The following is a 12490-nucleotide window of genomic DNA, read 5'->3' as shown; positions in this document are numbered from 1 at the left end:
CGGGATTAGGTTGCAACAATGGGTCAGATTAGCGGCCGAATTTCATGGTCCAGATTGCGACGATCAAGGCGATCGCTCCGGTCGCCATCAAGCCGGAGATGATCCGCATGTTAAATGGTTTGACCGGGGTCGCCTGGTGCGAATTAAGCCTGTCCTGCACGGCGCAACCGTTGCGCTGGGCGACCCAGAAAATGAAGATTCCGATGATCATGAACAGGGTAGCGATGGCCTTGGGCAGCCACGGCGGTTCCAGTTTGCCGAACAGGGCGTTGAAGCCGAGACCGATCCCGACTGCCGCCAGGCCAGTGCGCATCCAGCCGGCAAAGGTTCGTTCATTAGCCATGATCGTCCGGTCTTCTGCCCATTCGGTGCGATCTTCGGCGAGATCCGTACGCTCGTTGGCAAGGTCCGTGCTGGATATATTTTTTGTCATGACAGTCTCCCCCGATAGCGCTCTGGTGCCGCGCGCGGAAATCATAGCAAAAGCCCCGCCATTCATCCACTGGAGGTGAATGATGCCGGGGCGTGTTGCGTTGCTCAGCTATATGTGACGGCTAGGACCGTTAGATCGCCCGTGCGCTGCCCTTCGGCCCGACGAAAAACCACAATATCAGGCCGATAACTGGCAGGATCAAGATGATCAGCGACCAGATAATTTTCGCACCGGTCGATGAACCGCTGCCCCAAACGCTCAGCAGCGCCCAGATATCCAGAGCCAAAATCAGTAGTCCAACAATTCCATATTCCATGATAAATTCCCTTGTTTAGATAATCTTGTTTAGATAATATTGCCAAATATTAGCGAATGCTGAGCATCACGCCGTTGCTTCTTCGAGATGGTCGATCAAACGGCCGTCCGCCCGCAGCTCGCCCTGGTAGTTGCGCAACAATGTTTTGGCCGACACCGACAGCTCGTCCCGGGTCAATGCCTTCTCGAACTTCTTGCGCAGATATTCCTCGCCCGTTTCGACAGCCTCGATCGCGGCTTCGTCATTGTCCTGCAAGGCAGCGCTCAGGTTCATGAAAACCCGATGGGCCGACGCCAAGATCGTGCCGTCGCTTTCCGGTGTTCCGCCGGATTTCGCGATTTCCTCGCGAACTGCGGTGGCCATTGCCCGGCGGGAAGCCGCGCGGCGGGAGAAGAAATTCTTGAAGGTGGTGCGTTCCGCGATCTCGGCTGCTTTTTCGTAGCCATGCGTGGAATCGATCAGTGTTTCCAGAATGTCATTCAATATCTCTGTGGAAGCGTTATTTGTCATATCATCCTCGTGTTGCGTTATTTATGAACAACCAACATCGGGCACGCCGGTCGGTTCCAAAGTAAATTTTCCCCGCCGGCGGGAACCTTTGCTATGTTGCGGCGTATGCGAACGTTGCTGATTGGAATATTATGTCCCTTTATCGCTGGATCCTGACGGGCCTGTTTCTGGCCGCGGCCTTGGCCCCGCTTTCAACTGGTCTTTCCCCGCATTTTTCTGCGCGTGCGCAGATTCAGCAGACGGAAGCGGTAGATGATCCCGAGCCGGCTATCGATCCGGAGGCAGACGGAAGCGACGATCTTGTCATTGCGGACCGGCTGCGGGGCATCTTTCGGGAAATAGAGGGGCTGCAGGAAGTGGTGGTTGCCGTTGACTCCGGTGTTGTGCGTCTGTCGGGACCCATAGCGGACAATGCCTCGGCCGACCGGGCCGAAGCCATTGCCGAGCGAGTCTCCGGTGTCGTTACCGTTGAAACCCGTTTCGAACGCGACCTGTCGGTCGGCAAGAATGTCGAACCCGTGGTCGACAGATTCGGGTCCAGCTTGCAGAATTTCCTGTCGGCGCTTCCGCTCATCGGGGTCGCCTTGCTGTCCGCCTTATGCATCGGTCTGCTGGGGCATTTCCTTGCTTCGCGCATGTGCTTCTGGAAACGGGTGACGCCGAATATTTTTCTGGCCGAACTGATCGCGGGGTTTGTCCGCATATTGTTCATCATGGTCGGAATTTTTGTCGGCCTGGATATTCTCAATGCGACGGCTTTGATCGGCGCGGTGCTTGGCGGTGCCGGTGTCATCGGTCTGGCGGTTGGCTTTGCCCTGCGCGACACGGTCGATAATTATATGTCAAGCATCATGCTGAGTGTTCGGCAGCCGTTTCGCGCCAATGATCATGTGCGTATCGGGGAGCAGGAGGGGCGGGTCGTAAGGCTGACCTCGCGGGCAACAATTCTGATGACCCTTGACGGCAATCATTTGCGGATTCCGAATGCGACGGTGTTCAAGGCGGAAATATTGAATTTTACGCGCAATCCGCAGCGCCGGTTCAGCTTCATACTGGGCGTCGATGCCGACGACGATCCGGCCGCTGCCATCGAAACCGGTCTCCGGGCCATCAACGGCCAGTCGTTCGTTCTGGACGACCCCGAGGCAACGGCCGAAATCAGGGAAGTCGGGGACTCCAATATCCTGATCGCCTTTCACGGCTGGATTGATCAGCGCGACAGCGACTTCAACAAGGCGAGAGGTGCGGCGATCCGCGTGACCAAAAACGCGCTGGAAGAGACCGGTTTCGCTTTGCCGGAACCGATATATCGCCTGCGCTTCGACAATGGCCCACCGCAGTTGCAGGGTCTGACCGGGGCGCTGGCAACAACCGGGGGACGTGAAGAAAAGCCGGTCAGGGCGCCCGCCAAAGAGGCGTTTGACGTCTCGCCCGAGGACCATGTCGAGAAACTGGTGGATTCAGAACGATCCGGCGAGGGGGCTTCCGATCTGCTCGATGACCAGCAGCCGGTGGAATAAGAGACCGGCCCGCTAACCTATGTTAGCGCAAAACGGAAAAAATGCGGCTATTCTGCGAAGCAATCGTCGTCTTGGCTGTGAACACAGCCGTTTTGAGAAAGTTTTGCGTGTCGTCTCGTTCGATCACCTCGCTCATTTTTGTCAGCACCGCAAAGCCCGGCATGAATCAGGACGATTTTCTTGCCATCATGAGCGTTACGCTGCGCAACAGCGAGCGTTTTGGATTGACCGGACTGCTTGTCTGCAACGGATTCAATTTCATGCAATATATTGAAGGAGAGCGCTCGTCGGTCAGGGACCGGATGTATTATATCGGCCAAGATGACCGGCATAGCGGGGTTACGATCCTGTATCAGCAGGAATCAGAGAGCAGGCAGTTTGCGAACATCTATTTTGCCGGCCGGCATTTTCCATCTATCCAAGGCTGCGCGCAATCCGATCTCCCGAAAATACTGGCCGATGTGTCCATGCCCGAAATGGCCCGGACGCTGTTCCGAAGTTTCGGTTCGCTTGGATTGCAACCGTCAGGGTGATAGCGGGTCCCTGCCGGATTGGGTCGGCTGAAAAGCAGCAGAAGAAGGCGGCACCTGTTCGGCACCTCGGCTCCAAACGCAACATTTGCCATCCTGTCCAACTCCGGAGCTCGATCCCCATTCGCGCCTGCGTGCGAGGATTGTCGCGGGCCATTGGACATTTTCAGGAAAAATTTATATGCAACCTTTAGGAACATCGGGTGTTCTGTCTTCAAGCAAGGAAAAAACGAGGCATGTTTTGACGGGCCCGAACGAAAATAAATCTGAAACATCAGGTTCTTCAGAACCGGATGATGCAGGGCAACGGTCAAAGGAAATGCCGGTGAAAAGCAAGGAAGACATGCAGGAAAGATTAGGCCTTGGATTGAAGGACATGTATTCGAGTGTCCTGGACGAGCCGCTACCCGACGATATGCTGGCGCTTCTCGACCAGCTGGAAGAAAACGACACGAGTGACGTAAAATCCAGCCGGCCGGACGATAATGAGTAAGCCCCAGGCGTTACCGCCGGCGGAGTTCAAGCAGCAGCTGACGGAAGCGATTCCACATCTGCGCGCGTTCGGCCGGAGTCTGTCTGGGGATCGTGATCTGGCCGATGATCTCGTGCAGGATACCCTTTTGAAAGCCTGGGCTGCACGAGACCGGTTCATAGCCGGCACGTCAATGCGGGCCTGGACCTTCGTCATTTTGCGCAACACATTTTTCTCTGGCATGCGCCGTAAAAAATTCAGTGCCAATTATGACGAGCTGGTTGCGGAAAGGGTATTGTCCGCGCCTGCGCCGCAGCAGGAACCTCTGCATCTCGCCGACTTGCAGCGCGGGCTGATGGAATTGTCGGACGACCAGCGTGAAGCGATCATTCTGGTCGGCGCAGGCGGCTATTCCTACGAGGAAGCGGCGGAAATCGCCAATTGCGCTGTCGGCACCATGAAAAGCAGGGTGTCTCGCGCCCGGAAAACGCTGGAAGCCATTCTGGAGGAAGGGCGTTTCACCTCCGCGTCAGATAATCATGATGATATGACTACAACCGCGCTTGAAAATATCATTGGCGCGGTCGAGAAAATAGCGCCCTAGGCGGCAATTTCCAGAACCCATTCTGTTCTACAATAATCTGTTTCTAGCCCAGAACCGGCCCGGAAACAGCCAGCTCCTCGTCGCCGGTCCGGATTTCCGAACCGACAACGATGGGCTCGCCTTTGTCAACTGGGGTTGAGGCCATCAGGTCCGGACCAGCAATCAGGCGTCCTGCTTTGCGGTCGAAAAGAACAGTGCCTGACTGATCGCGGCACGAATGGCGTTTGGCTGAAACGGTTTGGTGATCAGGAAAGTCGGCTCGGGCCGTTCCCCCGTCAGCAAGCGCTCGGGGAATGCGGTGATGAAAATCACCGGAACCGAAATCTGCTCTAATATATCCTTCACGGCGTCGATACCGGAACTGCCGTCTGCCAGTTGAATATCGGCGAGGACCAGACTCGGTTTGGCATTGGTTACCGCCTCGAGTGCGCCCTTGTGGGTTGTTGCCGTTCCGCAAACACGATGTCCCAGGCCGGATACGATCTGCTGCAATTCCATTGAAATCAGGGCTTCGTCTTCGATGATCAGGACATCCGACCGGATCTCCTTGTCGATCTCGGCAATCGCATCGTCCAGCAGGTCGTTGATTGAATTTTCGCCGACATCGGCGATTTTGGCGACTTCGCTAACCGAAAAGCCTTCCAGTGCGGTTAGCAGCAGCACCTGACGGCTGATGGGCGGGATCGCGTTCAGCCGGTTTTGCGCGTTGTTCTGATCCGGATCGTCCGAAACCCTGACATGTGCGCTTTCCCAGATGCTCGCAAAAACGCGATAGAGATGAACCCGTACATCATTGTCATCCGGGACAGGTTCCGGATCGGCGATAATCGCTTCAAGCGTGGCTTTGACAAATGCGTCGCCGCTCTTTTGGCTGCCGGTCAAGGCCCGTGCATAGCGCCGTAAGTAGGGAAGATGCGGTTTCAGATTTTGAGCTAGTGACATATTTTATATCTCCGTGATGGGTCCCCTACGTATGACCGGAAAAAGGGTTCCATCATTATTTTGTCACGCCGGTGTCGCGTGCATTGCTTGATCTGCAGATCTGGTCCGGAACCAAAACGGTCGCCGTTCGTTAACCTGTTATTAGATCACTAGACCGAATATGGAGAAAAAGAAATGACAGGCAATTATTCCGAAGAAATGGGCGCGGTGAAGTCGGATCTGCAGACGTTGAAAGAGGATCTGGCAAGCTTGACCAGATCCGTTAAGGCCGACGCCAAGGCCAATGCATCGGAACTGCGGGCCAATGCCAAGACCAAATTTGATGCGGCACGTGCCAATGCGGTGGAAGCCGGAACGAAAGGGCGAGCGAAGGCGCAGACGACATTCCAGGAAAACCCGATCGTGAGCATCGCGGCAACCGCTGGAGTCGGCCTGTTGATCGGCGCCCTGATGGCTCGGCGCTAGAACGTCCGAACCAGAATTTGAAAGGGCTGCAGAGCGCAAATCTGGCAGCCCTTTTTCTGGCCTCGTGATGAAAAATGTTGCGTGATGGAAAATGTTGGGGAAATCGACGATCGGCTTGTTCCGATGTTTGTCCGCAATGCTGAGATATGCCTGGGCGCAGGTGACCAGACAGGCTGTGGGCCAATCGTCAATGATTTGATATGAAACTGTACCGGCATCGTTATACGGGCAATAGCTCCGGCTTCGGCTTTTCTGATCGTTTGCCGCATCGTGTTTTGCGCGGTTTGTACGACGAGGCAACAGAAACGCTACTTATTCGTTTATGAGGGATCGGCTTCAGGGTCAGTGACAAAAAAGGGGTTAGACATGAAGGCGGTTGATCAGCGGACCGGGGAGTTGGAGCCGAAGATGGAAGTCGAGCGGCTATCAACACTGGGCAACTATCAACTTCTCGATGATGCGCGGAAGAACGCTTTCGACCGGGTCACGCGGCTGGTCGCTGATGTTTTCGCAGCTCCTATAGCATCCATCTCCCTTATCGCTAAAGATCGGGAGTTCTTCAAATCACCGGTCGGGCTTGATGATCGGCAGACCGACCGCGAGGCATCGCTATGCGGGCGAATGATTGAAAGCCGTGAGCCGCTGATAATAGAAGATGTGCTGGCGGAGTCGAGATTTGCCGGCAATCGGCTGGCCAGCGGGAATTCGTCCATCCGGTTTTTTGCCGGAGCGCCGCTGATCGCGCCGAACGGTATGGTTCTTGGCGGCCTGTGGTTTGCTGATACCGTTCCCCGGTCGGGGCTGACGGATAGCCAGCTCAATCAGCTGACAAGCATGGCTGATATTGTGATGAGCGAGCTGGAGCTGAACCGCGAAATCCATTTGCGCGAACAGGCCCAGAAAAGCGCGGCTATAGACCGTTCCAACCTCGACCTCACCCTGGCTCTCAGCGACATCGCCAGCTTCCGAACCGATCTTGAGACGGGAATGATCGAATGGGGTGGTGCCTATATGAAAATATGGGGAGAGGATGCAGGTGAAGCGCTAACCCAGGTGGAAGACGCATTGTCCCGTATTCATCCTGAAGACCGTGATAGTGTTACCGAGGCTATGGGTGCTGCCGCAGCGCCCGGTGAGAAATTTGAGGCGCGATTCCGGATCATACTGCCTTCCGGGGAGATCCGTTGGGTAGAGGGATATGGCGACTATCTCGAATCAAATGGTCGTCCGACCCTGACTGGCATCAACAAGGATATCACCCATTCTGTCGACCAGCAGGAACAGCTGCGGCTCCACACGCGCGAGCTTCATCACCGCCTCCGTAATCTTTTCGCGACCCTGCAATCGATCATGATGCTGACCAGAAATTCAGCAACATCGATCGATGATTATATCGAGCGGATCAAGAACCGGCTGAGCGCGCTGAACCGCGCGCAACACATCCTGCTCGACACCAATTTCGTTACGGGATCATTTGCCGCACTTGTGCGCGACCTCTGCAAGACTTACCCGAGAGTGCGCTGGTTTGGTCCCGATATCATTCTGGAAGAAAACGCGATGGTGTCGATGTCGCTCGTGCTAAATGAACTGGCCACAAACGCGGCCAAATATGGTGCGCTGACCACCGATACCGGTCTGGTAAAAATCAAGTGGACTATCCTTCCAGATGAAGACGGACAGGATGTTGTCGAATTGCGCTGGTTGGAGAGCGGCGGACCGCAGTCAGAGCCTGCTCCGGCGGCGTCCGGTTTCGGGTCCTCGCTGATCGATCACAGCATAACCCGCAACTTGCGTGGAGAAATTGATCGGGACTGGACACCCGACGGCCTGATTTGCACGATTAGATTTCCTGCACCCGACGAAAAAGAGTACCGATAGTGGCACAAAAAGCCCTCCTCCGGCGCATTTCCTTCTACGCCGATCTGGACGAGATGGACCAACAGGTCATCATGAATATCGAGGGGCGGGAACAGCGTTTCGACAAGAATAGCGAAATCATTGATGCCGGTCAGGAGATGGATAGTGTTCTGATCGTCAAGGAAGGCTGGGCGATCCGTTACAAGACATTGGAAGACGGCCGCCGCCAGATATTGAACATATTGCTGCCAGGAGATTTTTTCGACCTACAGGTGCTGGTGGCAGCGGAGGCTGACCATTCGGTAAAAACGGTTACGGCACTGACCGGTCTTTCAGTAAGGCCCGCGGTCTTTCGGCGCCTGTTGACCGAGTCCGGAAAACTGACGCTCGCGTTCTGGTGGATGCAGGTTCAGGAAGAGGCATTTTTGCGGGAACAAATCGTGCGAAATGGCAAGCAGACCGCGCGCGAAAGAATAGGGCATTTCCTGCTCGAACTCTACCGGCGGGTGCTGATCACCGGCGCAGGAACCAGCGAAGGTTTCCGTGTGCCGCTGACCCAGACTGTCATTGCCGACGCATTGGGTCTGACTCCGATCCACACCAACCGGGTGCTCCGGCAGCTGGAGCGGGATGGTCTGCTGGTGCGGGAAAACGGATGGATACTCTTCACCGATGAAGCCCGCCTCGCCGAAATCAGCCAGTTCGATTCCAGCTATTTCCACCTTGATGCTTTCCGCATGCGGCTGGGACGCGAATAAATTTCGCGCGGGGGGGAACTCTCCGCGCATCCTGGCGTTGATTATACCGAACCATAAAAGGGAGTTCATAATGAAGAAGATTGCAATAGCGTCAATATTGACCGCCGGACTGGCACTTTCCGCCTGTGAAGCCAATGTTACCGAAGAAGGCGAAATGCCTTCCATGGATGTCGACGTATCCGGTGATGCGGGCCAGTTGCCTGAAATCGACGTTGATACAGCCGACGTTGAAGTTGGTACCGAAGAAGTCACCGTCGACGTTCCCGATATCGACGTGGAAATGCCTTCCGAACAATAGACACTTCACCTAGAAAAAGAGAATAATGGCCAGGCATCATGCCCTGGCCATTTTTTATGTGCGAATGCCGTATACAGCCAGGTGCCGACTGATCCGGGGGCAGCCTTTCGAGGATCTGATTTTGGGACAAAGGTGGCTGGAAAATTTCCCCGTTGGTAATCGGGGGGCTACGAAGGGGAAATTTCCCAGCCGGTTTTTGAGGAATGAAGGCAATGCCGGGTCAGGGCTCAACGTCCATTCAACCTTTATAACGGCTGGCGCCCGCATTGGTTCCCGAGAAAGCATATTTTTTTTCCGTCGCGATATTTTATCTACAATCCGGGGTTTTTCTCATCTGTTCGGTCTCCGAGCGAGCGCAGGTCAACAGGATGGCTCAACTGCCGAAGCGGCGCGCGTCACCGCCATGCTAACGGACATGCAACCAAATGCCGAGGCGTGCGTCTTTTCATCAGTACGATACGGATGGAGCTATTATGACCGATATTTTTACTCGCCTCAAACAGGATCATGATCGTCATCGCGAAATGCTAGAGCGCGTAGCCGACACGAATGGCGATACCGAGGAGCGCCGCAAGTCTTTCGAACAGCTGCGGATCGACGTATCAGCCCATGCCAATGCCGAGGAACAGTCGCTATATGCAGAAATGCTCTCCCGGCCCGATCTGCAGGACAAGGGTCGCCACTCGGTTGCCGAGCACAAGGAGGCCGACGACTATTTCGAGGACTTGGTCGATATGGATTTTTCCAGCAGCGGCTGGCTCACCCGGTTCAAGACGCTGAAGGAGCGGCTCGAGCATCATATGGATGAAGAAGAAAACGAGATATTTGCCGCTGCCAGGCAGGACCTGAGCGACGAGCGTGTCGCTGAACTGGCCGATATTTTTAATGAGCGTAAACCGGAAGAGAAGCAGGAAGTCGCTTGAATCCTGAAGCGGAACCGGGGGAATGAAGATGTTGAGTGAATGGACGGCAACGGGTTGGGAGCAGATCACGCTGATCGCGCTTTCTGCCTCCGCAATGTATATTACGGTGATATTGCTGACCCGCTTGGCCGGCGTCCGCAGTTTTTCGAAAATGAGCGGCTTCGACTTTGCGGTGACGGTGGCGATCGGGTCCGTACTGGGCTCCGTCATCTTGTCGAAAAATCCGCCACTTGCGCACGGGATCGCCGCTCTGGTGTTTCTGTTCGGGCTGCAGATTGGCATGGCGGTGCTGAGAAGCCGCTTCCCCCGTCTGCAATTACTGGCGGACAATGAGCCGCGCCTCGTCATGATCGGCGACCAGATCCAGCATGATCAGCTAAGGAAAGCGAAGATGACCGAGGATGATCTCTGGGCAAAGCTACGTGAGGCCAATGCCTTCCATTTTTCACAAGTGCTAGCCGTGATCGCCGAGACGACAGGCGATGTGTCCGTCCTCCATGCTACTGACCACAAGCATGATATCCAACCCGAACTTCTGAAGGGGGTTATCGGTGCCGACCGGTACCGCACCAATCGGTCCTCCTGACGGCTGCTGAAACCCCGGACGGTTTCAAAATCCGGACGGGCCTTTTTGCTGTCAGCCCCGAACCGGTTCTAGTTCGGCCACGAAAAGGTAAGCCGGTCTTCCCCAATGACGTTGGCGGCGGCGTCAAAGCGGCGCTCCAGCATCGATCCGTTGCCCGCATGGTCAATGGCAACAATCGTGCTGCAGCGCGTTCCGTAGACCGGATTTTCGATGAAAATCCCGGAACTGGACGGCTCCAGCTGTACCGGTCTGCTGCCCTTTCTGTCTGACGTCGGCGGATATGTCGACCGGTCGGTCAACAGGCCGAGCAGCGCGGCGGGGTCCTCTGGCCGGTTTTGCAACCAGTCTTGCAGGGCCGCGTCGAGATGCCGGGCCTTCGCCCACGGATTTGCGAGCGAGCCGTTGGAAAGGCCGTGGATACCGGGCTCGAGTCGCCTGCTGAGGTTGTCGGGCCGGTTGGAATGGACCAGCGCTTGATCATGCGCGACGGTGATCAGGTTGAACGGATTGAAATCCGTTAGAGACACCGATTCCAGATCGGCATAGTGCCCGTCGCCAAGCAGAAAGTCTTTCAACAGATCGCCGCGGGAGGCGCGGCTGCGATCCGGTGCGCCATAGCCGCTGAGATTTGTAACCACGGCGAAGCGACCCTTTTCCGACACGCCGAGCCAGGTCCCGCCAGCCTGTACATCCTTCCCTGCCAGCAAATGCTCGTGACCCGGCCAGCGGGCCAGCGGTTGCGCGGGACGATCGTGCAGTTCGTCCCGATTGCCGATCGCGACAAGTTTCCAGTGGGGATGGGCCTGCCACGCGAGGGAAATGATGCACATCAGGCGGCCATAGCAAAGCCGTGCTTTTTTGCGAATATATTGTCCGGGCTTATGTCCTTTTTCTCCAGAAATCGAGAAACTGGGGCACGCCGCTCAAAGCTGCTAAAACAATGGCGCGGCAGCAGAAGCCGGCGAAATTGATTTGCCCATTCGACACGCGGCAACTGTTCCCTTTTCGTGAGATTAGTGCACAGTCATCGCCAACAGGATCCGGAACCGGGCAACAGAGGAAAGAGCGCGTTCATGAAACTCAGTCACAGCCCCGCATTGCAGGCCTTTCGCGACAAGATCCGCTCCTATTTCGAAAATGACTATCCGCAGGATATATTGGCGAAGGTTGCCTCCGGCGCGAGCCTGAACACTGCCGAGGTTCGTCGCGCGGAGATGGCGCTGGGGGAGCGCGGCTGGTTGGCCAGTGCCTGGCCGGAGGAACATGGCGGGCCGGGCTGGTCGATCGAGCAGCAATATATTTTCGATGAAGAGCTGGAACGGGCCGGAGCGCCGACGGTGACCCCCATGGGCGTGATCTATGTCGGTCCCGTCATCTACACATTCGGGAACGAGCAACAAAAGGCGCAGTGGCTGCCCGGTCTGCGGGATGGTTCGGTCGGCTGGGCGCAGGGCTATAGCGAACCGGAAGCGGGATCGGATCTCGCCTCCCTGCAATTTTCCGCGGTGCGCGACGGCGACGAATATGTCCTCAACGGCACGAAAATCTGGACCTCGGCGGCCCAGCATGCGGACTGGATATTCCTCCTGACCCGTACCTCGCGGGAAGCGAAGAAACAGATGGGCATCACTTTCATCTGCTGCAAGCTTGACCAGCCGGGCGTGACGGTGAAGCCGATCATCACCATCGACGGCAAATATTATCTCAGCCAGTGCGATTTCGTCGATGTCCGGGTGCCGGTGGGCAACCGCATTGGCGAGGAAGGCAAAGGCTGGTCCTATTCGCAATATCTGCTTGGCAACGAGCGGACCTCTTATGCGCGGATCGGCGGCAAACGGAAGCAAATGGAGAATATTCGCGCCATTGCTTCGCAAATCCCGACCGACGGCAATCAGCGGCTGATTGACGACCGTTTCTTCGCAGGCCGGTTGAGCGAGGCGGAAACGCGGCTGGACGCGCTGGAGATAACCGTACTCAGAGTGTTGACCACGGTTAGGGATGGCGGTTCCCCGGGCGACGAGGCCTCGATCCTGAAGATCATGGCGACCGATCTTGCGCAGGAGATTACCACTCTGTTTCTGGAAGCCGCCGCCGAACAGGGCAATCGCAAATTTGCCGACAGTATCAGTCCGGAATGGACGGGTGATGCGGCTTTTGCGGCGCCCGGCGTCGCCACTTATTTCGGCACACGTGCGCAAAGCATTTACGGTGGCACCAATGAAATCCAGCGGAACATCATCGCCAAAAGGGTCTTGGGCCTCTAGCCGCTATTGTGC

At 56.1% G+C, this 12490-nt stretch carries 16 protein-coding genes; 11 read left to right on the top strand and 5 right to left on the bottom strand.

Annotation, left to right across the window (positions count from 1 at the left end; translation table 11 throughout):
* Positions 1 to 28: 28 nt before the first annotated feature.
* The 3 genes from BOSE62_RS10655 to BOSE62_RS10645 form a co-directional block, all read right to left on the bottom strand.
* Complete coding sequence (locus tag BOSE62_RS10655) at positions 29 to 433, bottom strand: YidH family protein (protein ID WP_159645848.1); 405 nt, start codon at positions 431 to 433, stop codon at positions 29 to 31.
* Between the two features lie 130 nt (positions 434 to 563).
* A complete protein-coding gene (locus tag BOSE62_RS10650; RefSeq protein ID WP_159645845.1) occupies positions 564 to 749 on the bottom strand; it encodes a PLDc N-terminal domain-containing protein in 186 nt (61 codons plus the stop codon).
* A gap of 66 nt (positions 750 to 815) precedes the next feature.
* Positions 816 to 1259 (bottom strand): PA2169 family four-helix-bundle protein, encoded by a 444-nt coding sequence (locus BOSE62_RS10645; protein ID WP_159645842.1) that lies wholly within the window; start codon positions 1257 to 1259, stop codon positions 816 to 818.
* 131 nt (positions 1260 to 1390) lie between these two features.
* On the opposite strand from BOSE62_RS10645, the gene BOSE62_RS10640 reads away from it, so the two are divergent.
* The 4 genes from BOSE62_RS10640 to BOSE62_RS10625 all read left to right on the top strand — a co-directional run bounded on the left by BOSE62_RS10640 (position 1391) and on the right by BOSE62_RS10625 (position 4385).
* Positions 1391 to 2779, top strand: coding sequence for a mechanosensitive ion channel family protein (locus BOSE62_RS10640; protein WP_159645839.1), 1389 nt, complete (start codon positions 1391 to 1393; stop codon positions 2777 to 2779).
* Between the two features lie 107 nt (positions 2780 to 2886).
* On the top strand, positions 2887 to 3312 hold the full coding sequence (locus tag BOSE62_RS10635) for a BLUF domain-containing protein (RefSeq protein WP_159645836.1): 426 nt from the start codon (positions 2887 to 2889) through the stop codon (positions 3310 to 3312).
* Positions 3313 to 3490: 178 nt separating this feature from the next.
* On the top strand, positions 3491 to 3802 hold the full coding sequence (locus BOSE62_RS10630; protein WP_159645833.1) for a NepR family anti-sigma factor: 312 nt from the start codon (positions 3491 to 3493) through the stop codon (positions 3800 to 3802).
* Positions 3795 to 4385 carry a sigma-70 family RNA polymerase sigma factor gene (locus BOSE62_RS10625; RefSeq protein WP_159645830.1) on the top strand — a complete coding sequence of 197 codons (591 nt, stop codon included), beginning with the start codon at positions 3795 to 3797 and terminating at the stop codon, positions 4383 to 4385. The genes BOSE62_RS10630 and BOSE62_RS10625 overlap by 8 nt, the downstream gene beginning before the upstream one ends.
* Before the next feature lie 162 nt (positions 4386 to 4547).
* Here BOSE62_RS10625 and BOSE62_RS10620 read toward each other — a convergent pair whose 3' ends face one another.
* Positions 4548 to 5327, bottom strand: coding sequence for a response regulator (locus BOSE62_RS10620; protein ID WP_159645827.1), 780 nt, complete (start codon positions 5325 to 5327; stop codon positions 4548 to 4550).
* 174 nt (positions 5328 to 5501) lie between these two features.
* On the opposite strand from BOSE62_RS10620, the gene BOSE62_RS10615 reads away from it, so the two are divergent.
* From BOSE62_RS10615 to BOSE62_RS10590, 6 genes are all read left to right on the top strand, one after another.
* Positions 5502 to 5792, top strand: coding sequence for a DUF883 family protein (locus BOSE62_RS10615; RefSeq protein ID WP_159645824.1), 291 nt, complete (start codon positions 5502 to 5504; stop codon positions 5790 to 5792).
* A gap of 366 nt (positions 5793 to 6158) precedes the next feature.
* Positions 6159 to 7670, top strand: a complete 1512-nt coding sequence (locus BOSE62_RS10610; protein ID WP_159645821.1) for a sensor histidine kinase — start codon at positions 6159 to 6161, stop codon at positions 7668 to 7670.
* A complete protein-coding gene (locus BOSE62_RS10605) occupies positions 7670 to 8407 on the top strand; it encodes a Crp/Fnr family transcriptional regulator (protein WP_159645818.1) in 738 nt (245 codons plus the stop codon). Before BOSE62_RS10610 ends, BOSE62_RS10605 begins: the two co-directional genes overlap by 1 nt.
* A 70-nt stretch (positions 8408 to 8477) precedes the next feature.
* The gene (locus tag BOSE62_RS10600; protein WP_159645815.1) at positions 8478 to 8705 is read left to right on the top strand and encodes a hypothetical protein; all 228 of its coding nucleotides are present in this window, start codon (positions 8478 to 8480) and stop codon (positions 8703 to 8705) included.
* Between the two features lie 473 nt (positions 8706 to 9178).
* Positions 9179 to 9628, top strand: a complete 450-nt coding sequence (locus tag BOSE62_RS10595; protein WP_159645812.1) for a hemerythrin domain-containing protein — start codon at positions 9179 to 9181, stop codon at positions 9626 to 9628.
* Positions 9629 to 9650: 22 nt separating this feature from the next.
* Positions 9651 to 10214 carry a DUF421 domain-containing protein gene (locus BOSE62_RS10590; protein ID WP_201295660.1) on the top strand — a complete coding sequence of 188 codons (564 nt, stop codon included), beginning with the start codon at positions 9651 to 9653 and terminating at the stop codon, positions 10212 to 10214.
* A gap of 68 nt (positions 10215 to 10282) precedes the next feature.
* Here the strand turns inward: BOSE62_RS10590 and BOSE62_RS10585 are convergent, their stop codons facing one another.
* On the bottom strand, positions 10283 to 11044 hold the full coding sequence (locus tag BOSE62_RS10585) for an NRDE family protein (protein WP_159645809.1): 762 nt from the start codon (positions 11042 to 11044) through the stop codon (positions 10283 to 10285).
* Positions 11045 to 11287: 243 nt separating this feature from the next.
* Here BOSE62_RS10585 and BOSE62_RS10580 point away from each other — a divergent pair, with 243 nt between their 5' ends.
* Positions 11288 to 12478 (top strand): acyl-CoA dehydrogenase family protein, encoded by a 1191-nt coding sequence (locus tag BOSE62_RS10580; RefSeq protein WP_159645806.1) that lies wholly within the window; start codon positions 11288 to 11290, stop codon positions 12476 to 12478.
* Positions 12479 to 12490: the final 12 nt, after the last annotated feature.

Origin of the sequence: Sphingorhabdus sp. 109, assembly GCF_902506555.1 — a bacterium.
GTDB lineage: Bacteria > Pseudomonadota > Alphaproteobacteria > Sphingomonadales > Sphingomonadaceae > Parasphingorhabdus.
The sequence above is the reverse complement of the archived record's forward strand: the minus strand, read 5'-3'. Positions and strand labels throughout refer to the sequence as shown.